The organism is Enterobacter sp. EGD-HP1 (assembly GCF_000733275.2).
Taxonomy (GTDB): domain Bacteria; phylum Pseudomonadota; class Gammaproteobacteria; order Enterobacterales; family Enterobacteriaceae; genus Enterobacter.
On the sequence record NZ_AVOP01000016.1, the window covers coordinates 15,119 to 40,794 of the forward strand.

General features: G+C 55.3%; 20 protein-coding genes and 4 tRNA genes. 18 read left to right on the forward strand and 6 right to left on the reverse strand.

Going from position 1 to position 25,676, the window contains the following annotated elements:
• Positions 1-21: 21 nt before the first annotated feature.
• Both gppA and rhlB read right to left on the reverse strand, forming a co-directional pair.
• Positions 22-1,506 (reverse strand): guanosine-5'-triphosphate,3'-diphosphate diphosphatase, encoded by a 1,485-nt coding sequence (gene gppA, locus N037_RS12850; protein WP_032641430.1) that lies wholly within the window; start codon positions 1,504-1,506, stop codon positions 22-24.
• Between the two features lie 7 nt (positions 1,507-1,513).
• Positions 1,514-2,782: an ATP-dependent RNA helicase RhlB gene (rhlB, locus tag N037_RS12855; RefSeq protein ID WP_023309646.1), complete on the reverse strand. Its 1,269-nt coding sequence runs from the start codon at positions 2,780-2,782 to the stop codon at positions 1,514-1,516.
• A gap of 144 nt (positions 2,783-2,926) precedes the next feature.
• Here rhlB and trxA point away from each other — a divergent pair, with 144 nt between their 5' ends.
• From trxA to N037_RS12940, 17 genes are all read left to right on the forward strand, one after another.
• On the forward strand, positions 2,927-3,256 hold the full coding sequence (gene trxA / locus N037_RS12860) for a thioredoxin TrxA (protein WP_006179218.1): 330 nt from the start codon (positions 2,927-2,929) through the stop codon (positions 3,254-3,256).
• 345 nt (positions 3,257-3,601) lie between these two features.
• Positions 3,602-4,861, forward strand: coding sequence for a transcription termination factor Rho (gene rho, locus N037_RS12865; protein ID WP_008501566.1), 1,260 nt, complete (start codon positions 3,602-3,604; stop codon positions 4,859-4,861).
• A 241-nt stretch (positions 4,862-5,102) separates the two neighbouring features.
• Positions 5,103-6,206 (forward strand): UDP-N-acetylglucosamine--undecaprenyl-phosphate N-acetylglucosaminephosphotransferase, encoded by a 1,104-nt coding sequence (gene wecA, locus N037_RS12870; protein WP_023333824.1) that lies wholly within the window; start codon positions 5,103-5,105, stop codon positions 6,204-6,206.
• A gap of 13 nt (positions 6,207-6,219) precedes the next feature.
• Complete coding sequence (gene wzzE / locus N037_RS12875; protein ID WP_023333823.1) at positions 6,220-7,266, forward strand: ECA polysaccharide chain length modulation protein; 1,047 nt, start codon at positions 6,220-6,222, stop codon at positions 7,264-7,266.
• A gap of 56 nt (positions 7,267-7,322) precedes the next feature.
• Positions 7,323-8,453, forward strand: coding sequence for a non-hydrolyzing UDP-N-acetylglucosamine 2-epimerase (gene wecB, locus N037_RS12880; protein WP_032641409.1), 1,131 nt, complete (start codon positions 7,323-7,325; stop codon positions 8,451-8,453).
• Positions 8,450-9,712, forward strand: coding sequence for a UDP-N-acetyl-D-mannosamine dehydrogenase (gene wecC, locus N037_RS12885; RefSeq protein ID WP_032641411.1), 1,263 nt, complete (start codon positions 8,450-8,452; stop codon positions 9,710-9,712). Before wecB ends, wecC begins: the two co-directional genes overlap by 4 nt.
• Entirely contained in the window at positions 9,709-10,386 is a 678-nt protein-coding gene (gene rffC, locus N037_RS12890) for a dTDP-4-amino-4,6-dideoxy-D-galactose acyltransferase (RefSeq protein WP_032641413.1), read from the forward strand. Before wecC ends, rffC begins: the two co-directional genes overlap by 4 nt.
• Before the next feature lie 4 nt (positions 10,387-10,390).
• Complete coding sequence (gene rffA / locus N037_RS12895) at positions 10,391-11,521, forward strand: dTDP-4-amino-4,6-dideoxygalactose transaminase (protein ID WP_032641415.1); 1,131 nt, start codon at positions 10,391-10,393, stop codon at positions 11,519-11,521.
• A 1-nt stretch (position 11,522) separates the two neighbouring features.
• Entirely contained in the window at positions 11,523-12,773 is a 1,251-nt protein-coding gene (wzxE, locus tag N037_RS12900; RefSeq protein ID WP_032641417.1) for a lipid III flippase WzxE, read from the forward strand.
• The gene (locus N037_RS12905; RefSeq protein ID WP_032641419.1) at positions 12,770-13,849 is read left to right on the forward strand and encodes a TDP-N-acetylfucosamine:lipid II N-acetylfucosaminyltransferase; all 1,080 of its coding nucleotides are present in this window, start codon (positions 12,770-12,772) and stop codon (positions 13,847-13,849) included. The genes wzxE and N037_RS12905 overlap by 4 nt, the downstream gene beginning before the upstream one ends.
• Entirely contained in the window at positions 13,846-15,198 is a 1,353-nt protein-coding gene (gene wzyE, locus N037_RS12910; RefSeq protein ID WP_023333816.1) for an ECA oligosaccharide polymerase, read from the forward strand. The genes N037_RS12905 and wzyE overlap by 4 nt, the downstream gene beginning before the upstream one ends.
• A gap of 12 nt (positions 15,199-15,210) precedes the next feature.
• Entirely contained in the window at positions 15,211-15,951 is a 741-nt protein-coding gene (wecG, locus tag N037_RS12915) for a lipopolysaccharide N-acetylmannosaminouronosyltransferase (protein ID WP_023333815.1), read from the forward strand.
• A gap of 197 nt (positions 15,952-16,148) precedes the next feature.
• Positions 16,149-17,534, forward strand: coding sequence for a bifunctional threonine/serine APC transporter ThrP (gene thrP / locus N037_RS12920; protein WP_023333814.1), 1,386 nt, complete (start codon positions 16,149-16,151; stop codon positions 17,532-17,534).
• A 102-nt stretch (positions 17,535-17,636) separates the two neighbouring features.
• Positions 17,637-17,713 (forward strand) — tRNA-Arg (locus tag N037_RS12925).
• Between the two features lie 67 nt (positions 17,714-17,780).
• Positions 17,781-17,856 (forward strand) — tRNA-His (locus N037_RS12930).
• A gap of 22 nt (positions 17,857-17,878) precedes the next feature.
• Positions 17,879-17,964: transfer RNA gene (locus tag N037_RS12935), tRNA-Leu, on the forward strand.
• 46 nt (positions 17,965-18,010) lie between these two features.
• Positions 18,011-18,087 (forward strand) — tRNA-Pro (locus N037_RS12940).
• Between the two features lie 539 nt (positions 18,088-18,626).
• Here the strand turns inward: N037_RS12940 and hemY are convergent.
• The 4 genes from hemY to hemC are packed head-to-tail and all read right to left on the reverse strand — an operon-like array spanning position 18,627 to position 22,724.
• The gene (hemY, locus tag N037_RS12945; protein ID WP_032641432.1) at positions 18,627-19,826 is read right to left on the reverse strand and encodes a protoheme IX biogenesis protein HemY; all 1,200 of its coding nucleotides are present in this window, start codon (positions 19,824-19,826) and stop codon (positions 18,627-18,629) included.
• Between the two features lie 2 nt (positions 19,827-19,828).
• Positions 19,829-21,025, reverse strand: coding sequence for a uroporphyrinogen-III C-methyltransferase (hemX, locus tag N037_RS12950; protein ID WP_032641422.1), 1,197 nt, complete (start codon positions 21,023-21,025; stop codon positions 19,829-19,831).
• 20 nt (positions 21,026-21,045) lie between these two features.
• Positions 21,046-21,786 carry a uroporphyrinogen-III synthase gene (gene hemD, locus N037_RS12955; protein WP_032641424.1) on the reverse strand — a complete coding sequence of 247 codons (741 nt, stop codon included), beginning with the start codon at positions 21,784-21,786 and terminating at the stop codon, positions 21,046-21,048.
• Positions 21,783-22,724 carry a hydroxymethylbilane synthase gene (hemC, locus tag N037_RS12960; RefSeq protein ID WP_032641426.1) on the reverse strand — a complete coding sequence of 314 codons (942 nt, stop codon included), beginning with the start codon at positions 22,722-22,724 and terminating at the stop codon, positions 21,783-21,785. Before hemC ends, hemD begins: the two co-directional genes overlap by 4 nt.
• A gap of 350 nt (positions 22,725-23,074) precedes the next feature.
• Here hemC and cyaA point away from each other — a divergent pair, with 350 nt between their 5' ends.
• A complete protein-coding gene (gene cyaA, locus N037_RS12965; protein ID WP_032641428.1) occupies positions 23,075-25,618 on the forward strand; it encodes a class I adenylate cyclase in 2,544 nt (847 codons plus the stop codon).
• The last annotated feature ends 58 nt before the right edge of the window (positions 25,619-25,676 follow it).

The following is a 25,676-nucleotide window of genomic DNA, read 5'->3' on the forward strand; positions in this document are numbered from 1 at the left end:
CACCCGGCATTTTTCACGCACTTATTTTACTTCCAACGCCCAGTGCACATAGCTCTGCCACTGGCACTCCTGCTCGATCATCTCGGCCCCTAACGGGTGACGATCAATCCAGTTCTCCGGCAGCGTCAGCGAAAGCTTCTCGTCATCGGCCACCAGATTAATGGCAGGCAGCAAATCATCGCGGCGGCGACTGGCAAACAGGATCGCCAGACGCAGCAGGCGGCACAGATGCTCGGCCACGCGCGGCGGTACGGCGTTTTGCTGATGCAAAGAGGAGAGATCAACGGCATTCGTCTGGTTCAGAAGCAGCGTTGCCAGCAGCTTTTTCTGTGCTGGCGTGTAGCCCGGTAAATCCAGGTTTCGCACCAGATACGCTGCATGAGTCGGTGCCTGCTTAAAATCAATGCTCAGCCCCACTTCATGTAGCGCACAGGCGCTCAGCAGTAAATCCCGGCTCAGATGATCAAGATCCCAGACGTTAGCGACCTGATCGGCGAAGCGTGACGCCAGCTGCGATACGCGTCCGGCCTGATCGATATCAACCAGAAAACGACGCTGCACGTTGCGCAGAGTACGGCTGCGGATATCCTGATCGACCGACAGATGCAACATCCCGTAAACCAGACCTTCGCGCAGCGCGCCGCCGGCCAGGGTCATACACTGGATGTTCAATTCGGTGAAAATGGCGATAAGAATGGCCAGCCCGCTCGGGAAGACCAGCGCACGTTCCAGCGTCAGGCCTTCAATTTCCAGCTCTTCCAGGCGTCCGCACTGAATGGCGCGCTGTTTCAGCTGCTGAAGTTTGGCAAGCGTAATCCGCTCGTCCATTCCCTGCGCCATCATGATTTCCTGCAGGGCCTGCACGGTACCCGAGGCACCCACGCAGACTTTCCAGCCGTGATAGCGCAGCTCGTCCATCACCGGGCGTAACACCTCGCGCGCGGCGTTTTCTGCCTCGTCGAAGTTCTCTTTCCCCAGGTTGCGGTCGGTAAAGTAGCGCTCAAGCCAGGTCACGCAGCCCATCGACAGGCTGAACAGCGACGTTGCCTGCGCGCCGGTGCCGGTCACCAGTTCGGTACTGGCACCGCCGATATCCACTACCAGGCGGCGATCGTCACCCCCCGTGGTGTGTGCAACTCCCTGATAAATCAGGCGAGCTTCCTCTTCACCGCTGATAACCTGAACCGGACAACCGAGAATTTCCTGCGCTCTGGCAATAAAATCCACGGCGTTAACTGCCAGACGGAGCGTCGCAGTGGCGACCACGGTGATTTGGGCATGCGGGATATCCTGCAGACGCTCGGCAAAGAGTCGCAGACACTGCCAGCCACGTTCCATGGCTTCAGGTGAGAGGTGATTGTCACTGCTCAGGCCCGCCGCGAGGCGGACCTTGCGCTTAATACGCGTCAGCGTTTGTATGCTTCCCGCCACCTCGCGCACAACCAGCATATGAAAACTATTCGAACCGAGATCGATTGCTGCATAAAGCGAGGTGGAGCTGAGCATATTTTTTTTAACCTGAACGACGACGATTACGCGGCGCGCCGCCTGAACGACGCGGACCATTGCCGGAGCGTGGGCGGGTTAGACGCTTAGGCGGCGGCAGTTCGCTTAATAGCGCTTCCGGATTGTATTTGCTCTGCGGAATAGAGTGACCGATATACGTCTCAATGGCTGGAAGATTCAGCGCATACTCTTCGCACGCAAGGCTAATCGAGTGACCGCTTGCGCCCGCACGACCGGTACGACCGATACGGTGTACGTAGTCTTCGCAGTCGTCTGGCAGATCGTAGTTAAAGACGTGCGTCACGGCTGGAATGTGCAGACCACGAGCAGCAACGTCGGTTGCGACCAGAATATCGAGATCGCCACGGGTAAACTCTTCAAGAATACGCAGGCGTTTTTTCTGCGCTACGTCGCCGGTCAACAGGCCAACACGGTGACCATCGGCAGCCAGATGGCCCCAAATGTCCTCACAACGGTGTTTGGTGTTCGCAAAGATAATGGCGCGATCTGGCCACTCTTCTTCGATCAGCGTTTGCAGCAGACGCATTTTCTCTTCATTGGAAGGATAGAAGAGCTCTTCTTTAATGCGGTGACCCGTTTTCTGCTCAGGTTCCACTTCTACATATTCGGCGTTGTTCATCTGTTCGAACGCCAGTTCGCGAACGCGGTAGGAGAGGGTTGCAGAGAACAGCATATTCAGACGCTGATTGGCCGGAGGCATACGGCGGAACAGCCAGCGAATGTCTTTAATGAAGCCCAGATCGTACATGCGGTCAGCTTCATCGAGCACCACAACCTGGATTGCGCCGAGGTTAATGTGGTTCTGTTTGGCGTAGTCGATAAGACGGCCGGTGGTACCGATCAGGATATCCACACCGCTTTCCAGCACTTTCAGCTGTTTATCGTAGCCGTCGCCACCATAGGCCAGGCCAAGCTTCAGGCCAGTAGACTGCGCCAGGGGTTCAGCGTCTGCGTGGATCTGTACCGCCAGTTCTCGCGTCGGGGCCATAATTAGCGCGCGCGGCTGGTTAACTTTGCGGTCTGCAATCGCTGGGTGAGAAAGTAAATAATGAAACGTTGACGTTAAAAACGCCATCGTTTTGCCGGTACCGGTTTGCGCCTGCCCGGCAACATCGCGACCGGCCAGCGTCAGCGGCAGCGCGAGGGCCTGAATGGGCGTGCAGTTATGAAACCCTTTATTTTCAAGGGCTTCAATCACTTTCGGGTGCAGCGCGAAGTCGGAAAACTTCTGTTCAGTTAAATGTGTTTTGCTCATAGTGTGGTAGAATATCAGCTTACTATTGCTTTACGAAAGCGTATCCGGTGAAATAAAGTCAACCTTTAGTTGGTTAATGCGACATCAACACGTCGTTGGTGGAGACAAAACCAACGTACCAGGCTTATTCCTGTGGAGTTATATATGAGCGATAAAATTATTCACCTGACTGACGACAGTTTTGACACGGACGTACTTAAAGCTGACGGGCTGATCCTCGTCGATTTCTGGGCTGAATGGTGTGGTCCTTGCAAAATGATCGCCCCGATTCTGGATGAGATCGCCGACGAATATCAGGGCAAACTGACCGTTGCCAAGCTGAACATCGACCAGAACCCGGGCACCGCACCAAAATACGGTATCCGTGGCATCCCAACCCTTCTGCTGTTCAAAAACGGCGAAGTGGCAGCGACCAAAGTGGGCGCGCTGTCCAAAGGTCAACTGAAAGAGTTCCTGGACGCTAACCTGGCGTAAGGTTTCTCCGCTGTGCGTTCAGAGCTCCCGGCTAAATGATGTGGAACTCTGGACGCCCGGCTGAAGTCGTGCTAAGTTAGCTATGACTTCGTTTTAAACATATCTTGTTGTTTGAATCTTGTTTTACCCGATACTTCCCGTTGTTGACATGAACAGTGCGTGAAGTGGCTAAATTCCGGGCTTGTCACTCAATCCGTCTTGTCGTTTCAGTTCTGCGTTCTTTCCCTGTGACCAGACAGCGAACAGACATGAGTTGATGGCCGCTAAACAGGCATGGATGACCCTGCCATACCATTCACAACATTAAGTTCGAGAATCACCCCGAGTTTAAGAACCCACACCATTATGAATCTTACCGAATTAAAGAATACGCCGGTTTCTGAGCTGATCACTCTCGGCGAAAATATGGGGCTGGAAAACCAGGCTCGTATGCGCAAGCAGGACATCATTTTCGCCATCCTGAAGCAGCACGCTAAGAGTGGCGAAGATATCTTTGGCGACGGTGTGCTGGAGATATTGCAAGACGGATTTGGTTTCCTCCGCTCTGCAGACAGCTCCTACCTCGCCGGCCCTGACGACATCTACGTATCCCCCAGCCAAATCCGCCGTTTCAACCTCCGCACTGGTGACACCATTTCAGGTAAGATTCGTCCTCCTAAAGAGGGTGAACGCTACTTTGCGCTGTTGAAAGTCAATGAAGTTAACTTCGACAAACCAGAAAACTCGCGTAACAAGATCCTCTTTGAGAACTTAACGCCGCTGCACGCGAACTCTCGCCTGCGCATGGAGCGTGGTAACGGTTCTACCGAAGACTTAACCGCGCGTGTTCTGGATCTGGCATCACCTATTGGCCGTGGCCAGCGTGGTCTGATTGTGGCACCGCCGAAAGCGGGTAAAACCATGCTGCTGCAGAACATTGCGCAGAGCATCGCTTATAACCACCCAGACTGCGTGCTGATGGTGCTGCTGATTGACGAACGTCCGGAAGAAGTGACCGAAATGCAGCGTCTGGTTAAAGGTGAAGTGGTTGCTTCAACCTTCGACGAGCCAGCATCTCGCCACGTTCAGGTTGCGGAAATGGTCATTGAGAAGGCGAAACGCCTGGTTGAGCACAAGAAAGACGTGATCATCCTGCTCGACTCCATCACCCGTCTGGCGCGTGCCTACAACACCGTGGTTCCGGCGTCCGGTAAAGTGCTGACAGGTGGTGTGGATGCTAACGCTCTGCATCGTCCGAAACGCTTCTTCGGTGCTGCACGTAACGTGGAAGAGGGCGGCAGCCTGACCATCATCGCGACGGCGCTTATCGATACCGGCTCCAAAATGGACGAAGTTATCTACGAAGAGTTTAAAGGTACAGGCAACATGGAACTGCACCTTTCTCGTAAAATCGCAGAAAAACGCGTCTTCCCGGCTATCGACTACAACCGTTCCGGTACCCGTAAAGAAGAGCTGCTTACCACTCAGGAAGAGCTGCAGAAAATGTGGATCCTGCGCAAAATCATCCATCCAATGGGTGAAATCGACGCAATGGAATTCCTCATTAACAAACTGGCGATGACCAAAACGAACGACGATTTCTTCGACATGATGAAACGCTCGTAACGCAAATAAAGCCAGCGAACGCCACGTTTTGACGTGGCGTTTTTCTTTTATGGACTATACGCTAGTACCACTAACTCTCATTTTTGACTGGTCAGTGCGACAATAAGATAATTCGCACAGTAAAAACATTAATAGCTTGAATAATAAACAAATGGAATTGAAAGAGGTTTGCTTTATAACTTCAGGCTCAGCGTCTTGATGGTTATACTTCCTTGACTAACATTTGTTGAGAACATCCATTGTGAACCTACTTGATACGTTTACTGAACTAACCAGTATTTTCTTGTTTACCACCTGCTTTTTGTTTCTGGCACGTAAGGTGGCGAAATATCTGGGGTTAGTGGATAAACCCAACTTCCGTAAGCGTCATCAAGGCATGATCCCTTTGGTCGGAGGCATCTCTGTTTTCGCGGGGATCTGCTTCACGTTCGCCATCGCGGATTACTATATTCCGCATGCCAGACTGTACCTGACCTGCGCGACGGTGCTTGTGGTAGTTGGCGCTCTTGACGATCGTTATGATATTAGCGTCAAAATCCGCGCCTTCGTTCAGGCCGCTGTCGCTATTGCTATGATGGTGTTCGCTAAGCTGCACTTGAGTAGCCTGGGCTATATTTTTGGCTCCTGGGAGATGGAACTCGGTCCGTTTGGCTATTTCCTGACGCTTTTTGCCGTGTGGGTGGCGATTAACGCGTTCAACATGGTTGACGGTATTGATGGTTTGCTGGGAGGCCTGTCCTGCGTCTCATTTGCCGCAATTGGTTTCATTTTATGGTTCGATGGGCAATACAGCCTTGCTATGTGGTGTTTTGCCATGATTGCGGCCATCCTGCCTTATATCCTGCTAAATCTCGGCGCCTTGGGCCGACGCTATAAAGTATTCATGGGTGATGCGGGTAGCACGCTTATCGGCTTTACTATCATTTGGATCTTGCTGGAAACGACTCAGGGTGATGTACACCCCATTAGCCCAGTAACGGCATTATGGATTATCGCTATCCCGTTAATGGATATGGTTGCGATTATGTATCGCCGCCTGCGTAAAGGGATGAGCCCTTTCTCTGCTGACCGTCAGCACATTCATCATTTGATCATGCGAGCCGGATTCACTTCCCGGCAGGCATTTGTGCTTATTACGCTGGCGGCTGCTATTCTAGCGGCGATTGGCGTGACGGCGGAATATACACATTTTGTACCTGAATGGGCTATGTTGGTATTGTTCTTGCTAGCTTTTTCTCTCTACGGCTACTGCATAAAGCGCGCATGGAAGGTAGCACGCTTCATTAAACGTATTAAGCGCAGGATGCGTCGTAACAGTGGCAAACATACAACATTAACTAAGTAAAACCGGGACTATGATGACTCAACCGTTGGCGGGAGCGAAATCAGTGGTAACTGAGAATGAGCTGGATATTCGGGGTTTGTTTCGCGTGTTATGGGCAGGCAAACTTTGGATTGCGGGGATCGCGCTGGGGTTTGCACTGTTAGCGCTGGCCTATACGTTCTTTGCAAAACAAGAGTGGAGCGCCACGGCAATCACGGACAGGCCAACGGTTAACATGCTCGGGGGGTACTATTCCCAGCAGCAATTCCTGCGAAATCTGGATATCAAAGCCAATCTTGCCACACCTGACCAGGCTTCCGTTATGGATGAAGCCTATAAAGAGTTTGTAATGCAGCTGGCTTCGTGGGATACGCGTCGCGACTTCTGGTCCCAGACGGATTACTACAAGCAGCGTCGGGTTGATAACACCAAGGCCGATGCCGCGATGCTGGACGATCTGATTAACAATATTCAGTTTATGCCGGGCGACGCGCTGCGTAACGTCAACGACAGCGTCAAGCTGATTGCAGAAACCGCGCCCGACGCCAACAACCTGTTGCGCCAGTACGTCGCGTTTGCCAGCCAGCGTGCCGCCAGCCATCTGAATGAAGAGCTTAAAGGTGCCTGGGCTGCTCGCACCATCCAGATGAAAGCGCAGGTGAAACGTCAGGAAGAGGTGGCGAAAACCATTTTCGGTCGCCGCGTGCATAACATTGAGCAGGCGCTGAAAATTGCGGAACAGCACAATATTTCCCGTACTGAGACGGACGTGCCGGCTGATGAACTGCCTGACTCTGAAATGTTCCTTCTTGGTCGCCCTATGCTGCAGGCGCGTCTGGAAAACCTGAAGGCCGTAGGGCCTGATTTTGACCTCGATTACGATCAAAATCGCGCGATGCTTAATACGCTTAATGTCGGCCCATCACTGGATCCGCGTTTTCAGACCTATCGTTATTTGAGAACGCCTGAAGAACCTGTAAAACGCGACAGTCCGCGCCGCGCATTCCTGATGATCATGTGGGGGATTGTGGGCGCACTCGTTGGTGCTGGCGTGGCGTTAACGCGTCGTCGTACAAACTAAGAACGCCGTTTACGATGAAGGCTACGGCCTTCATCGCCTAATCGAAGAGAATCGATGTGAAAGTACTAACCGTATTTGGCACCAGACCGGAGGCCATTAAGATGGCGCCTCTGGTTCATGCGCTGGCCAGCGATCCTGATATTGAAGCGAAAGTCTGCGTCACGGCCCAGCACCGTGAAATGCTCGACCAGGTTTTAACGCTCTTTTCCATCGTCCCGGATTACGATCTGAATATTATGAAACCGGGACAAGGTTTGACGGAAATAACCTGCCGTATACTGCAAGGACTCAAGCCCATCCTGGAGTCATTCAAGCCCGACGTCGTGCTGGTGCATGGTGATACCACAACAACGATGGCAACAAGTCTGGCCGCGTTTTACCAGCGTATTCCCGTCGGCCATGTTGAGGCGGGTCTGCGTACCGGCAACCTTTATTCTCCGTGGCCGGAAGAGGCCAACCGTACGCTGACCGGCCATCTGGCAATGTACCACTTTGCGCCAACCGAGAACTCGCGTCAGAACCTGCTGCGCGAAAATATTGTCGATAACAAAATCTTTGTGACCGGCAATACGGTCATTGATGCGTTGATTTGGGTACGTGACCGCGTCCTGGCAAACAGCGAACTGCAGGAACAACTTGCCGCCCGCTATCCATTCCTGAATAACGGCAAAAAAACCATTCTGGTCACTGGCCACCGTCGCGAAAGCTTTGGCCGGGGTTTTGAGCAAATCTGTCACGCGCTGGCTGAAATTGCCGCGCAGAACGACGATGTGCAAATTGTCTATCCGGTACACCTTAACCCTAATGTCAGCGAGCCGGTGAACCGCATCCTGGGCCATGTCGAAAATGTCCTTTTGATTGAACCTCAGGACTACATGCCGTTTGTCTGGCTGATGAACCATGCCTGGCTGATCCTCACCGATTCCGGCGGCATTCAGGAAGAAGCGCCCTCTCTTGGCAAACCGGTACTGGTGATGCGTGAAACCACTGAACGTCCGGAAGCGGTGAAAGCGGGGACGGTGCGTCTGGTTGGCACCAACGCACAGCTCATCGTCGAAGAGGTCACGCGCCTGTTGCACGACGATGAAGCGTATCAGGCGATGAGCCGGGCCCATAATCCGTATGGAGACGGGCAGGCTTGTGGTCGTATTTTGCATGCACTTAAACACAATCGGGTATTGCTATGAGTTTTACTACCATCTCTGTCATTGGTCTTGGCTATATTGGCTTGCCCACCGCAGCGGCGTTTGCCTCTCGTCAAAAACAGGTTGTCGGTGTGGATATCAACGCACGTGCGGTGGAAACCATTAACCGTGGCGAAATTCATATTGTGGAGCCCGATCTTGACCGCGTGGTGAAAGAGGCGGTGGAGGGCGGCTTCCTGCGTGCCAGCACAACCCCAGTTGAAGCGGATGCCTACCTGATTGCCGTCCCTACCCCGTTTAAAGGCGACCACGAGCCCGATATGGTTTACGTCGAGGCTGCGGCAAAATCCATTGCCCCTGTGCTGAAGAAAGGGGCGCTGGTGATCCTTGAATCGACCTCTCCGGTTGGTGCTACCGAGCAGATGGCACAGTGGCTGGCCGAGGCGCGCCCTGATTTACGTTTCCCGCAGCAGGCGGGTGAGCAGGCGGATATCAACATCGCCTACTGTCCGGAGCGCGTGCTACCGGGCCAGGTCATGGTCGAATTGATTAAAAACGACCGCGTGATTGGCGGTATGACGCCCGTCTGTTCCGAACGTGCCAGCGCGCTCTATAAGATTTTCCTCGAAGGTGAGTGTGTGGTGACCAACTCCCGCACCGCCGAGATGTGCAAGCTGACGGAAAACAGCTTCCGCGACGTCAATATCGCCTTTGCGAACGAACTGTCGCTGATTTGCGCCGATCAGGGGATTAACGTCTGGGAACTGATTAGCCTGGCGAATCGCCATCCGCGCGTCAACATTCTCCAGCCCGGCCCGGGCGTGGGTGGACACTGTATTGCCGTCGATCCGTGGTTTATCGTGGCGCAGAATCCGGCGCAGGCACGCCTGATCCGTACCGCGCGTGAAGTGAACGACAGCAAGCCTCACTGGGTGCTCAGTCAGGTTAAAGCGACGGTTGCGGACTGTCTGGCAGAGAGCGGTAAGCGCGCCAGCGAGCTGAAAATTGCCTGCTTTGGCCTGGCATTTAAACCGAACATTGACGATCTGCGTGAAAGCCCGGCGATGGAAATTGCTGAGATGATTGCCGAATGGCACAAGGGCGAAACGCTGGTGGTTGAGCCGAATATCCATGAATTACCGGCAAAACTGGCGGGGCACTGCACGCTGACTGCGCTGGACGACGCGCTGGCGACGGCGGACGTGCTGGTACTGTTGGTGGATCATAAAGAGTTTAAAGCGACGTCCGGTGATACTGTTCGTCAGCAGTATATTGTGGATACCAAAGGTGTCTGGCGTTGAACAGCCTGAATGGGGTGCTCGAGTCCCTGCAGTGGGAGAGTGCCTTTTTCGGCCTGCCGTCGGCCATCGTGCGTCTGCGCGATGACGCGCCGGTACTGGCTGAATCGGATTTTATCGCCTGGCATCGGGTGCAGGCTAAGATCCCGGCGGAGCGTGCCGATCTGCTTGACGCGCTCCAGCAACACGGTTTTCAGCTGGTTGAAGGTGAGGTAGACCTTTCCATTACCCTCACCCGGCACGATGCGTCCGGTGCGGAAACGGCAACGGAACAGGATATCCCCGTACTGCGTCAGATGGCGGCTCAGGCGTTTGCGCAGAGCCGGTTTCGCGCGCCCTGGTATGCGCCTGACGATAGCGGACGTTTCTATGCCCAGTGGATAGAGAATGCGGTCAAAGGCACCTTTGATCACGTCTGCCTGGTTTTTCGCGCAGGTGACGGTCAGATCCAGGGGTTCGTCTCGCTGCGTAAGCTCAACGAGCGCGAGGCGCGTATTGGCTTATTAGCCGGGCGCGGCATGGGTGAAAAACTTATGCAGGCGGCGTTGCACTGGGCGCAGCAGCAGCAGCTTGTGATGCTGCGGGTCGCGACCCAGCTGGGCAACACCGCCGCGCTTAAACGTTATATTGCGAGTGGTGCCAACGTCGACGCCACCGCCTACTGGTTATACAGGTGACAAGATGATTCCATTTAACGCCCCACCCGTTGTCGGCACTGAACTCGACTATATGCAGTCTGCCATGGGCAGCGGCAAACTCTGCGGTGACGGCGGTTTTACCCGTCGCTGTCAGCAGTGGATGGAACAGCGTTTCCACAGCGCCAAAGTGCTGCTAACCCCGTCCTGTACGGCATCGCTGGAAATGGCGGCGCTGCTGCTGGATATCCAGCCCGGCGATGAAGTGATCATGCCGAGCTACACCTTCGTTTCCACGGCGAATGCGTTTGTGCTGCGCGGGGCGAAAATCGTCTTTGTGGATATCCGCCCGGATACCATGAACATTGATGAGACGCTGATCGAAGCGGCGATTACCGACAAAACGCGCGCGATCGTACCGGTTCACTATGCGGGCGTGGCCTGTGAAATGGACACCATCATGGCCATCGCTAAAAAATATAATCTGTTTGTGGTGGAAGATGCCGCGCAGGGCGTGATGTCTACCTACAAGGGACGCGCGCTGGGCACTATCGGCCACATCGGCTGCTTTAGCTTCCACGAAACCAAAAACTACACGGCGGGCGGAGAAGGTGGCGCGACGCTGATTAACGACCGGGCTCTCGTGGAGCGTGCGGAAGTGATCCGCGAAAAAGGCACCAACCGCAGCCAGTTCTTTCGCGGTCAGGTAGACAAATACACCTGGCGCGATATTGGCTCAAGCTATCTGATGGCCGACCTGCAAGCCGCATACCTGTGGGCGCAGCTGGAAGCGGCGGAACGTATCAACCTGCAGCGTCTTTCCCTGTGGCAAACGTATTACGATGCGCTTGAGCCTCTGGCCAAAGCCGGGCGTATTGAACTGCCAACCATCCCGGCAGATTGCGTCCACAATGCGCATATGTTCTACATCAAGCTGCGCGATAACGACGACCGCAGCGAGCTCATCGCCTGTCTGAAAGAGGCCGACATTATGGCGGTGTTCCACTATATCCCGCTGCACTCCAGCCCGGCCGGAGAAGCGTTTGGCACGTTTGCGGGTGAAGACCGCTACACGACCAAAGAAAGTGAGCGTTTGCTTCGTCTGCCACTGTTCTACAACCTCGCGCCTGTTAACCAGCGTACGGTGATAAATACTCTTCTGAGTTATTTCGGCTGATATGTCTCTGGCAAAAGCATCGGTGTGGACCGCCGCGTCCACGCTTGTAAAAATTGGCGCCGGGCTGCTGGTCGTCAAACTCCTGGCCGTCTCATTTGGCCCCTCTGGCGTGGGGCTGGCGGGTAATTTCCGCCAGCTTGTCACCGTCCTTGGGGTTCTGGCCGGTGCCGGTATCTTCAACGGCGTGACCAAATACGTTGCGCAGTATCACGATGATGCGGCTCAGCTACGCAGGGTGGTGGGTACCTCTTCGGCGATGGTCACGGGTTTTTCGACCCTGATGGCGATTATTTTTCTGCTGGCGGCGGCACCCATCAGCCAGGGGTTGTTCGGGCACACCCATTACCAGGGGCTGGTGCGTCTGGTCGCGTTGGTTCAGATGGGTATTGCCTGGGCTAACCTGCTGCTGGCGCTGATGAAAGGATTTCGTGATGCTGCCGGTAACGCGCTTGCCTTAATCCTGGGCAGCGTCATCGGCGTGATTGCCTATTACTTTTGCTATCGTCTGGGCGGCTATGAAGGCGCACTGCTGGGGCTGGCGCTGGTTCCGGCGCTGGTTGTTGTGCCTGCGGCGTTTATGCTGATGCGTCGCGGCGTCATCCCTCTTAGCTACCTGAAACCGCAATGGGATAAGGTGCTTGCCAGCCAGCTGGGTAAATTTACCCTGATGGCGCTCATTACCTCCGTCACGCTGCCCGTGGCCTACGTGATGATGCGAAACCTGCTGGCGGCGCATTATAGCTGGGATGAAGTCGGGATCTGGCAGGGCGTGAGCAGCATTTCCGACGCCTACCTCCAGTTTATTACGGCTTCCTTTAGCGTTTATTTGCTGCCAACATTATCGCGTCTGACGTCCAGGCAGGATATTACCCGTGAGATTTTCCGATCGCTGCGCTTTGTGTTGCCGGCTGTTGCGGCTGCCAGCTTTACCGTCTGGTTATTGCGCGATGTGGCCATCTGGCTGCTGTTCTCGGCGAAGTTCATCGCCATGCGCGATCTCTTTGCCTGGCAGCTGGTGGGTGATGTGTTGAAAGTGGGTGCTTACGTTTTCGGCTATCTGGTGATTGCAAAAGCGTCCCTGCGGCTGTATATCCTGGCGGAAATTAGCCAGTTTGCGTTACTGACAGCATTTTCACACTGGCTGATACCCGTGCACGGTGCGCTGGGGGCGGCTCAGGCCTACATGGCAACCTATATCGTTTATTTCGCTGCCTGTTGCGGCGTATTTTTATTGTGGCGTAAACGCGCATGACTGCACTGATTCACATCCTGGGATCGGATATCCCACACCATAACCAGACCGTTTTGCGGTTCTTCAACGACGAGCTGGCATCGGGTAATCCCGATGCGCGCGAGTTTATGGTTGCAGGTCAGGATAAGGGCCTGAGCGAGGCGTTTCCGGCGCTAACTGTTCGCTTCTGGCCGGATAAGGCCGCGCTGGCGAAGGCGGTCATTGCCAAAGCCAAAGCGGATCGTAAGCAACGTTTCTTTTTCCACGGGCAGTTCAATACCGGCCTCTGGCTGGCACTGCTCAGCGGGGGGATTAAACCCTCCCAGTGCAGCTGGCATATCTGGGGAGCCGATCTCTACGAAGTCTCCCGCGGCTGGAAATTCCGTCTTTTTTATCCGCTGCGGCGCATGGCGCAGGGGCGCGTAGGCTGTGTGTTTGCCACCCGAGGCGATCTCAACTATTTTGCTAAACAGCACCCGAACGTGCGCGGTGAGCTACTCTATTTCCCAACCCGCATGGATCCTGCGCTGAACACCATGGCGAATGAAACGGTGCGTGAAGGCAAGCTAACGATCCTGGTGGGGAATTCCGGCGATCGCAGTAACGAACACGTTGCGGCGCTCAGGGCGGTGCATCAGCAGTTCGGCGACACGGTGAACGTGGTGGTGCCGATGGGCTATCCCGCCAACAACGACGCCTATATTGATGAGGTTCGCCAGCAGGGACTTGCGCTGTTTAGCGCAGAAAATCTGCACATCCTCAGCGATAAGCTGGAATTTGATGCATATCTTGCGCTGCTGAGAAAATGCGATCTCGGCTATTTCATCTTTGCCCGGCAGCAGGGAATTGGCACACTGTGTCTGCTGATTCAGGCGGGTGTACCGTGCGTGCTCAACCGCGACAACCCGTTCTGGCAGGACATGGCCGAGCAGCACATTCCGGTGTTGTTTACCTCAGACACGCTGAATGTCGAGGTGGTACGGGAAGCTCAACGCCAGCTCACGCTGGTGGATAAAAATAGCATCGATTTTTTCAGCCCGAATTATCTCACGCCGTGGCACCACGCGCTGCGTATCGCTTCAGGAGACAAAGCATGAGTCAGTTGCAATTCAGCGGCTTACTGGTTGTCTGGCTTCTGAGCACCCTGTTTATCGCCACGCTTACCTGGTTTGAGTTCCGCCGGGTGCGCTTCAACTTTAACGTGTTCTTCTCGTTACTGTTTCTGCTGACCTTCTTTTTCGGCTTCCCGCTCACCAGCATTCTGGTGTTCCGTTTTGACGTGAGCGTCGCGCCGCCGGAAATCCTGCTCCAGGCGCTTCTGGCGGCGACCTGCTTCTATGCGGTTTACTACGTCACCTATAAAACGCGTCTGCGTTCAGCGCAGGCTGCTGCCCCGCGTCGGCCGCTTTTTACCATGAATCGGGTGGAGACCCACCTGACGTGGGTGATGCTGATGACCATCGCCCTGGTCAGCGTCGGCATCTTCTTCATGCATAACGGCTTTCTGCTGTTTAAGCTCCACTCCTACAGCCAGATTTTTTCGGCCGAGGTTTCGGGCGTGGCGCTTAAGCGTTTCTTCTACTTCTTCATCCCGGCGATGCTGGTGATCTTCTTCCTGCGCCAGGACAGCAAAGCGTGGCTGTTCTTCCTGGTCAGTACCGTCGCGTTTGGCATCCTGACCTACATGATTGTGGGCGGTACGCGCGCGAACATTATCATCGCCTTCGCCATCTTCCTGTTTATCGGCATCATCCGCGGCTGGATCTCGCTGTGGATGCTGGTTGCGGCAGGCGTGTTTGGCATCGTGGGGATGTTCTGGCTGGCGCTAAAGCGCTACGGAATGAACGTGGCGGGTGATGAGGCGTTTTATACGTTCCTCTACCTCACGCGCGATACATTCTCGCCGTGGGAAAACCTGGCATTGCTGCTGCAAAACTACGACAAGATTGATTTCCAGGGGCTGGCGCCGATTGTTCGCGACTTCTACGTCTTTATCCCTTCCTGGCTATGGCCGGACCGGCCTGGCGTGGTGCTCAATACCGCGAACTATTTTACCTGGGAAGTGCTGAACAACCATTCCGGTCTGGCAATCTCGCCAACGCTGATTGGTTCCCTGGTGGTGATGGGCGGGGCGTGGTTCATTCTGCCCGGAGCGGTTGCCGTGGGGCTGATTATCAAGTGGTTTGACTGGCTTTACGTGCGTGGCAACGAAGAGACCAACCGCTATCAAGCGGCCATTTTGCACAGTTTCTGCTTTGGTGCCATTTTCAATATGATCGTTCTGGCGCGCGAAGGACTGGACTCGTTCGTATCGCGCGTGGTGTTCTTCATGGTCGTTTTCGGCCTCTGTTTGTTACTGGCCAAACTGCTGTACTGGCTGTTTGACAGCGCAGGGCTAGTGCACAAGCGCGAGCGGCAGGGCAGCACAACGCTGTCGCAAGTCTGAGTAAGGATAGTAATGACTGATAAAGTTTCTGCACCGCGCTATGCGCTACGTGGGCTGCAGCTTATTGGGTGGCGCGACATGCAGCACGCGCTGGACTTTCTGTTCGCCGACGGCCAGATGAAATCCGGTACGCTGGTGGCCATCAACGCGGAAAAAATGCTGGCGGTTGAGGATAATGCGGAAGTCAAAAGCCTGATTGAAGCGGCTGAATTCAAATACGCGGACGGGATCAGCGTGGTCCGCTCTATCCGTAAAAAGTATCCTGACGCTAATGTTTCCCGCGTGGCGGGTGCCGATCTCTGGGAGCAGCTTATGGCCCGCGCCGGTGCGCAGGGCACGCCCGTGTTCCTGATTGGCGGGAAGCCAGAGATACTGGCCCAGACGGAGGAGAAACTGCGTCGTCAATGGAATGTTAATATTGTCGGCAGCCAGGACGGTTACTTCAAACCGGAAGATCGGCAGGCTCTGTTTGAGCGCGTTCGTGACAGCGGGGCGAAAATTGTCACCGTGGCGATGGGCTCCCCGCGCCAGGAGATCCTGATGCGTGACTGCCGGCTGGTCTGTCCGGATGCCCTCTACATGGGCGTCGGCGGTACGTACGACGTCTTTACCGGCCACGTTAAGCGTGCGCCAAAGGTCTGGCAAAATCTGGGGCTGGAGTGGCTGTACCGCCTGCTATCGCAACCGACGCGCATTAAACGACAGATCCGTCTGCTTCGCTACCTCGCCTGGCATTACACCGGGAAAATGTAATCAAAATGTAGCGCGATATGCTATTCGCGCTGCAACTCGCCTGCAAAACTGCTGATAATCTGTGCAATGCATTCATTTTTTTAATGCATCGTTTGCCATTTGGCAGATTTTAGGAAACCATTCGCTCCGTATTTTAGTACCCCTAAAAAACAATACCCGGTATTAAGCCGGGAAACAGCAAACACAATCGAGGATCTATGGCAGAGAAACAACCGGAGCTACAGCGTGGGCTGGAAGCTCGTCATATTGAACTGATAGCGCTGGGCGGCACTATCGGCGTGGGCCTGTTTATGGGCTCCGCAAGCACGCTCAAATGGGCAGGACCTTCCGTATTACTGGCGTATATTATCGCCGGGCTGTTTGTTTTCTTCATTATGCGTTCCATGGGCGAAATGCTCTTCCTGGAGCCGGTAACCGGTTCCTTCGCCGTTTACGCGCACCGTTATATGAGCCCGTTCTTCGGCTACCTGACGGCCTGGTCATACTGGTTTATGTGGATGGCGGTGGGCATCTCAGAGATCACCGCGATAGGGGTCTACGTCCAGTTCTGGTTCCCGGACATGGTCCAGTGGATCCCCGCGCTCATTGCCGTGGGGCTGGTGGCGCTGGCAAACCTGGCCGCCGTGCGCCTTTACGGTGAAATTGAATTCTGGTTCGCAATGATCAAAGTCACCACGATTATCGTGATGATTGTCGTCGGCCTGGGCGTGATTTTCTTCGGCTTTGGCAACGGTGGACACGCTATCGGCTTTGGCAACCTGACCGAAAACGGCGGCTTCTTCGCCGGCGGCTGGAAGGGCTTCCTGACGGCGCTGTGTATCGTTGTGGCCTCGTATCAGGGCGTGGAGCTGATCGGTATTACCGCCGGTGAAGCGAAAAACCCGCAGGTCACGCTGCGTAGCGCGGTAGGCAAAGTGCTGTGGCGTATCCTGATTTTCTATGTGGGCGCGATCTTCGTCATCGTGACCATCTTCCCGTGGAACGAAATTGGCACGACGGGTAGCCCGTTTGTATTAACCTTCGCCAAAATTGGTATCACGGCGGCGGCGGGTATCATCAACTTTGTGGTCCTGACGGCAGCGTTGTCAGGCTGTAACAGTGGGATGTACAGCTGCGGGCGTATGCTCTATGCGCTCTCGAAGAACAACCAGCTGCCTGCGGCGATGAGCAAAGTCTCACGTGCCGGGGTGCCGGTGGCGGGGGTGGCGGTCTCCATCGCGATCCTGCTGATTGGCTCTTGCCTGAATTACATCATTCCTAACCCGCAGCGCGTGTTCGTTTACGTCTACAGCGCCAGCGTACTGCCGGGCATGGTGCCGTGGTTTGTTATCCTCATCAGCCAGCTGCGTTTCCGCCATGCGCATAAAAAGGCAATTGAAAGCCATCCGTTCCGCTCAATTCTGTTCCCCTATGCGAACTATTTGACGATGGCGTTCCTTATTTGCGTATTAATCGGCATGTACTTTAATGAAGATACCCGCATGTCGCTGTTTGTCGGGATGATCTTCCTGGCGGCTGTAACGGCTGCCTATAAGCTTTTTGGCCTGGGTCGCCGTGCCACTACGCAGAAAGTGGAGGAATAAGCGGCAAAATGTGCAAACCATAACCAAACGCGCATTTTTTTCAAAAAAGCACTAGACAGCGGGGACGGAGGTACGTAATATCCAGCCCCGCAACGGCGCTAAGCGCCCGTAGCTCAGCTGGATAGAGCGCTGCCCTCCGGAGGCAGAGGTCTCAGGTTCGAATCCTGTCGGGCGCACCATTTACCCGGTGCTGGAGCTGCGGTGGTCTGAGAAGTAGTCAGTACCGCGTGAGTTAAGAATACAGTGGTGGCTATAGCTCAGTTGGTAGAGCCCTGGATTGTGATTCCAGTTGTCGTGGGTTCGAATCCCATTAGCCACCCCATTATTTGAAAGAGTTGTGAATTGCGAAGGTGGCGGAATTGGTAGACGCGCTAGCTTCAGGTGTTAGTGTCCTTTGGATGTGGGGGTTCGAGTCCCCCCCCTCGCACCACGACTTTTTAAATGAATTGAACTAAAAATTCAAAAAAGCAGTACATCGGCGAGTAGCGCAGCTTGGTAGCGCAACTGGTTTGGGACCAGTGGGTCGGAGGTTCGAATCCTCTCTCGCCGACCAATTTTGAACCCCGCTTCGGCGGGGTTTTTTGTTTTCTGCGGCTTTCCACTCCTGTAGCGATTCCCCGACAGCATCCTTTTTGATTGTCGCGATTCAGCGACATATTATTCATTGTAAACAAACATAATTATTATCCATGGGATTTGCTGTCTCCTCCTGACGACATATTTCTGCATTGACCGATATGTTGTAGAGATTAAGACGAGGCTCAACAGCATAATTTCCTTTTATCTTAAAATGTTGCGTCATGTATAACTTCTGGATGTCATGTTGGCACGTTACGTGCAATAATATATGCGTAGATGCTCATTCCATCTCTTATGTTCGCCTTAGTGCCTCATAAACTCAGGAATGACGCAGAGCCATTTACGGTGCTTATCGTCCACTGACAGATGTCGCTTCGGCCTCATCAGACACCATGGACATAACGTTGAGTGAAGCACCAAATATGTTGTCTTACAGACCTGTTTAACGCCTGCTTTTATAGCAGGCGTTTTTTTATAGGCGTAAAAAAGGAGGCCGTCTGGCCTCCTTTATATTTATTGCGGGTTACCGTTATTTTGCAGCGTCAGCAGCAGCCCATCACGACGCATGGCGGCTGCCTCTTCCGGCTTATGCAGCTTGTCCAGCGTATCGGCAAGCCATGCGTAATCAAAGGCATCCGGACGCTGCTTCAGCGCCGCGCGGAAGGCGAGGCTCGCCTCCTGCCATTCTCCGTGCTTCATCAGCGACTGACCGAGCGTGCTCCACAGCAGCGGGCGATCGCCGACGGTTTTAATCTGCTGACGCAGCACTTTCTCGACTTGCTCAGGGTTGTTGGTTTTCAGGAGCGGGATCACCATCACCAGACGATCGTCGTACTGGCGCTTCAGACCATCGAGGAGTATCTCCTGTGCGGTGTCGTGGTCGTCACATTCAATCAGATGTTCCGCCATTGCCACCTGCAGAGGGATCTGCTGGCGCGTTTTACGGCTCTGATTCTTCCACCACGTTTTCAGTCCGTCGCTGCCCAGGTCGGCGCGCGCCTGATCCATCAGGCCAATCCATGCCAGACGCTGAAGCTCATCACGATGTTCATCATCGCCCACCTCGGCCTTCGCCATTGACGGAATGATATCCAGCAGTGAACCCCAGGCGCCGGTACGAATATAGGCCTGCTCGGCAAGACGCAGCACTTCTGGATGGCGTGGCGCAACTTCCAGCAGGCGGTCAATACCGTGGCGAGCCGCGTGATCCTCATTGCGTGCCAGCTGCAGACGAACGCGCGTGATTTCCACAGGAATCGGGTCGCCGTGAGCCAGCTCCGCCGCCCGCTCAAGGTGCTGATTGGCGCGGGCTTCGTCACCGCGCTGCTGCGCCGCTTCGGCAGCCAGCAGATAGTTCACCACCGGCTGTTCGGCGTGGTCGGCGTTTTTCGACATCAGCTTTTCAACCTGCTGATAATCACCCTCGGCAAGCTTAAGCAGCGCCTGTTCGGTCTGCTTACGGGCGCGGCGGCGTTTGCGGCCAACGAACCAGCCGCGCGTGTGGGCACCGGTACGGAAAATACGGCGCAGGATCCACTCGATCGCAAACAGCACTACCACGCCGAGGATCAGAATGATCGTCAGGCCGGTTACGCTGGTTTCAATGTTGTAGTTATCGGTCTGGATCAGGACGTAACCCTGATGGCCCGCAAGCATGGGGCCCAGGACGATCCCGGCGATCAGCAGGATAAAGAGTAAGAGAACTTTTAGCATCATTACTCTCCCTGCGGTGCGCTTTCAGGCGCAGGAGCCGTAGCTGGAGCCGCTCCGCCCGTTTGCTCAGCCGGAACGCCCGGCTGCGCCAGCAGGTTGCGTACGCGCGTCTGCATCAGTTTTTCCAGAATCGGCTGGCTGGCCAGCTTATCCGGCACGTTCATGGTGATATTCTGCTGGCTCAACTTATCAATGTCTTCGAGGAAGGCAGTGGTCGTCGCATCATCGGTGTTGTAGTAGGCGCGTACCCACGTTGAGACGTTATCCAGCGCCTGTTTGTAGGTCTCTTCCTGATGACGCGGCACGGCCTGAGCCGCCACCAGCAGGCGGGAACGAATGTTCTCGCGCAGATAGATATCCTGGTTCGGCGCCAGCAGCGGCACGGCGGTTTCGTCGCGACGGCGGATAGTGATGAAGCTGTCCATAAAGTTCTGCCAGCTTTTCTGCAGGTTTATGCGCCATTCGCTCAGGGAGGTGGAAAGCTCGGTCCCGTCGGAATCCATCGGGGAGTCGTCGTCGTTATTATCCGCCAGCTGCAGGTTATCAATCTGATTCGAAAGCTGGTTCACCTTGAGGATGATACCGTCGTAATCCACCTGCGAGACGGCGGAGAGGCTGGCAATATCTTCGGTGATCGCGCGACGTGCGGTAATGAGGCTCGGGTCGTTCATGTCTGCCAGGCTCGCATCGGCGCTTTTCAGCAGCGCGGCGGCAGTGGTGACATCCTGATCGCTCCAGAGCTTACGTCCGGCAAGCTTCACCAGGAAGTCCGCCTGCGAGAGCAGCCAGGTTTTGGCATCGGTGCCGGAAATCGTGGCGACTTTCTGCTGCACGTCGCCCAGCTGTTTGGTCAGCTCTTCCTGTTTGCTGTTTGCCTCGGCAAGCGCGGCGGCCTGCTGCTTAATCACCGTTTCCAGCTCGGTTTTCTGCGTCTCCTGCGCTTTTTGCAGGGCGGTGAGCTGAGTCACCAGCGCATCGCTGGTGGACGTCTGGTTAGCACCCTGTTGCTTCACCAGACCGTACAGGCCCACCCCTGCTGCCAGCGCAATGGCGATGGCAATCGCGCTCAGCGCGAGGCTCGTTTTGTTGCTGCCGTTTTTCTTCTCAGCGGTTTTCTCTGTCGTCTCTGGCTGTGGCGTCGTCTCCACAGTCTCCCTGGTCTCTTCAACCACGGCGGAGGATTTGTCGTGTTCCGTCATTATGGCTTCCCATTTGAGAGTTATTGTAATGCGCGCAGCAGCGCATCGTTGTCGGCGTTATCAGCGATCCGAATATCCTGCCAGCCCAGTTCCCGGGCCTGGTTCGCCAGACGCTCACTGACGACCAGAAGCCGACAGCGGAGTAACCAGTTTTCGCGATACCAAAGCGGTATCAGCGACCAAAGCTGTTGTAACATTTCACCGCTGGTGACCACCAGCGTATTAATGCCGCGCGCGTGCCAGCGCATCGCCTCTTCCGCGCCATCGTAATGTTTTGCACAGCGCTGATAGCACTCAACGAACGTCACGTCTGCACCACGTTCACGCAGCGTTTCGCCCAACAGTTCGCGGCCACCGTTACCGCGCAAAACGAGCGCCCGCTTTCCGGCAATAGTTTGTAATTCAGGTAATTGTAGCAAGACTTCGCTGATTTCCCGATCTAACGGGTAACGAACGTCCGCGCTGCTTACGGTATGCAGCGCCAGTGCCGTTGTGCGGCCAATCGCGAAATAGCGGGGAGCAACTGGCCAGGTCAAACCCTGCTGTTGCAGCTGCGCGTGGGCAAATTCCACGGCATGTTGCGACAGCGCAAACAGCAGGTCGCCTTCCTGAAGGGTATTCATCTGGTCGGCGAGCGCAGAGAGCTCCCGACCGGGGGAGAATTCAATGAGCGGAAAACTCCAGGCCACCTGCCCCAGTGCGCGCAGACGGCTCACTAACTGCTCTCCTGCGGGAGAAGGGCGGGTGACGAGAATACTCATGCAGGGGGCTCTCCATTATAAACGTCAGCCAGAATCTCGCGGGCGCCGTTATCCAGTAGCTCTTCAGCCAGCGACACGCCAAGCAGCTCGGCATCTTGCGCTTTACCGCGACGTTCGCCGCGTACCATCTGCGAACCGTCCGGGGCGCCCACCAGCGCGCGCAGCCACAGTTCGCCATCTGTTAATTCAGCATAGCTGCCAATCGGTACCTGGCATCCCCCTTCGAGGCGGGTATTCATCGCACGCTCGGCTTTTACGCGAATAGCGGTCTCATCATGGTTCAGCGGCGCGAGCAGTTCGCGGGTACGCGCATCGTCCAGACGGCACTCAATGCCGACGGCACCCTGGCCCACGGCCGGCAGCGACAGCTCTGGCGGCAACGCCACGCGAATGCGCGACTCCAGCCCCAGACGCTTCAGACCGGCAACGGCGAGGATAATGGCATCGTAATCGCCGTTATCCAGCTTGCCCAGACGCGTGCCGACGTTACCGCGCAGCGAGCGAATGATCAGGTCAGGACGACGTTCCGCCAGCTGACACTGACGGCGTAAACTGGACGTGCCAACCACGCTACCTTCCGGCAGCGCGTCGAGGGAGTCAAAGTGGTTAGAGACAAACGCATCGCGCGGATCTTCGCGCTCGCAGATGGTCACCAGCCCCAGACCTTCCGGGAACTCGACGGGCACGTCTTTCATCGAATGTACGGCGATATCGGCGCGGTTCTCAAGCAATGCCAGTTCCAGTTCTTTGACAAACAGGCCTTTACCGCCCACTTTCGCCAGAGGCGTATCGAGGATCACGTCACCGCGCGTGACCATCGGCACCAGCTCGACGCGCAATCCACTGTGGCAGGCTTCAAGGCGCTGCTTCACATAATGTGCCTGCCAGAGCGCAAGAGGGCTTTGGCGTGTGGCAATTCTCAAAACATTGTCTAACATGCTTGTTACCGTCATTATCAATCGCTAACCATCCTAACATTGTTGACTCTGGGATGGCAGTTTTACGGTTGATGAAGCGTGAGAGGGACAAGGCGGCGTATTCGTCAGCCATAGCCGTATTCAGGAATTTACACGTACAGAACGGTGCTACACTTGTATGTAGCGCATCTTTCTTTACGGTCAACCGGCAAGGTGTTAAATTGATCACGTTTTAGACCATTTTTTCGTCGCTACCACCAAAAATGATAAGGGCGAAAAAAGGTAACGGTTATCTTTTTGAAATACTGCGGGCCCGCTGTTATTCGTGTTTTGAATAGCTTGCGCCACCCGGAAACATCAGGCGATACGTCTTGTACCTCTATATTGAGACTCTGAAACAGAGACTGGATGCCATAAATCAACTGCGTGTGGATCGCGCGCTTGCTGCCATGGGCCCTGCTTTCCAGCAGGTATACAGTCTGCTGCCGACATTATTGCACTATCACCATCCGCTGATGCCTGGCTACCTTGACGGTAACGTTCCCCAGGGCATTTGCCTCTTCACGCCTGATGAAACCCAACAGCATTACCTGAACGAGCTGGAACTCTACCGCGGCATGCCGCCACAGGAGTCTCCGAAAGGTGAACTGCCGATTACCGGCGTTTACTCTATGGGGAGCACCTCATCGGTAGGGCAAAGCTGTTCTTCGGACCTGGACATCTGGGTCTGTCATCAGTCCTGGCTCGATAACGACGAGCGTCAGCTGCTGCAGCGCAAGTGCAGCCTGCTGGAGAGCTGGGCGGCCTCGCTCGGTGTGGAAGTGAGCTTCTTCCTGATTGATGAAAACCGTTTCCGCCATAACGAAAGCGGCAGTCTGGGGGGTGAGGACTGCGGCTCGACTCAGCACATCTTACTGCTGGATGAATTTTACCGTACTGCCGTGCGTCTGGCCGGGAAGCGTATTCTGTGGAATATGGTCCCGTGCGAAGAAGAAGAGCATTACGATGACTACGTCATGTCGCTTTACGCGCAGGGCGTACTGACGCCAAACGAATGGTTGGATCTCGGCGGCCTAAGCTCTCTGTCCGCAGAAGAGTACTTTGGCGCAAGCCTCTGGCAGCTCTATAAGAGTATCGACTCGCCGTATAAAGCGGTGCTGAAAACGCTGCTGCTGGAAGCCTATTCCTGGGAATACCCTACGCCGCGCCTGCTGGCGAAAGATATCAAGCAGCGTTTGCATGACGGGGAGATCGTCTCCTTCGGGCTGGACGCCTACTGCATGATGCTGGAGCGCGTGACCGAATACCTTAAAGCCATTGATGATACCACGCGTCTGGACCTGGTGCGTCGATGTTTCTATCTCAAAGTCTGTGAGAAATTGAGCCGCGAGCGCGCCTGCGTGGGCTGGCGTCGTGAAGTGGTCAGTCAGTTAGTGAAAGAGTGGGGATGGGACGAAGCGCGCCTGTCCATGCTCGACAACCGGGCCAACTGGAAAATCGATCAGGTGCGTGAAGCGCACAACGAACTGCTCGATGCGATGATGCAAAGCTACCGTAACCTGATCCGCTTTGCGCGCCGTAACAACCTCAGCGTTTCCGCCAGCCCGCAGGATATCGGTGTCTTGACCCGTAAGCTGTACGCCGCGTTTGAGGCGCTGCCGGGTAAAGTCACCCTGGTTAACCCGCAGATTTCGCCAGACCTGTCAGAACCGAACCTGACCTTTATCTATGTGCCGCCGGGCCGCGCAAACCGCACCGGGTGGTATCTGTATAACCGTGCGCCAAGCATGGATTCAATCATCAGCCATCAGCCGCTGGAATATAACCGCTACCTGAACAAGCTGGTGGCCTGGGCCTGGTTCAACGGCCTGCTGACCTCGCGCACGCGCCTGTTTATCAAAGGCAACGAGGTGGTTGATCTCGCTAAGCTGCAGGAGATGGTCGCGGATGTGTCGCACCACTTCCCGCTGCGCCTGCCTGCCCCAACGCCGAAAGCGCTCTACAGCCCGTGCGAGATTCGCCATCTGGCGATTATCGTCAACCTGGAATACGACCCGACGGCGGCCTTCCGCAATCAGGTGGTCCATTTTGACTTCCGCAAGCTGGACGTCTTTAGCTTTGGCGAGCAGCAAAACTGTCTGGTGGGCAGCGTGGATCTGCTGTACCGCAACTCGTGGAACGAAGTGCGTACCCTGCATTTCAACGGCGAGCAGGCGATGATCGAAGCGTTGAAAACCATTCTCGGCAAGATGCACCAGGATGCCGCGCCGCCGGACAGCGTTGAGGTATTTTGCTACAGCCAGCACCTGCGCGGTTTAATTCGTACCCGCGTGCAGCAGCTGGTCTCTGAGTGTATCGAACTGCGTCTCTCCAGCACCCGTCAGGAAACCGGGCGCTTTAAAGCGCTGCGCGTCTCCGGCCAGACCTGGGGCCTGTTCTTCGAGCGCCTGAACGTGTCGGTACAGAAGCTGGAAAACGCTATCGAGTTCTACGGCGCGATTTCGCACAACAAGCTGCATGGCCTGTCGGTGCAGGTGGAAACCAACCACGTTAAGCTGCCGCAGGTGGTGGACGGATTCGCCAGTGAAGGGATTATTCAGTTCTTCTTTGAAGAGTCGGGCGAGGATGCCGGGTTCAACATCTACATTCTGGATGAAACCAACCGCGCCGAGGTATATCACCACTGTGAAGGCAGTAAAGAGGAGCTGGTGCGCGACGTCAGCCGCTTCTACTCCTCTTCGCATGACCGTTTCACCTACGGCTCAAGCTTTATCAACTTTAACCTGCCGCAGTTCTACCAGATTGTGAACGTCGACGGTCGTACGCAGGTGATCCCGTTCCGGACCCAGGCCGTAACGCCTGCCGCGCCTGCCAATCAGGACACCGCGCCGCTGTTGCAGCAGTATTTCTCCTGAGTCTTTTCGCTCGCCCGGTGGCGGCTACGCCTTACCGGGCCTACAACAGCTCGAACCC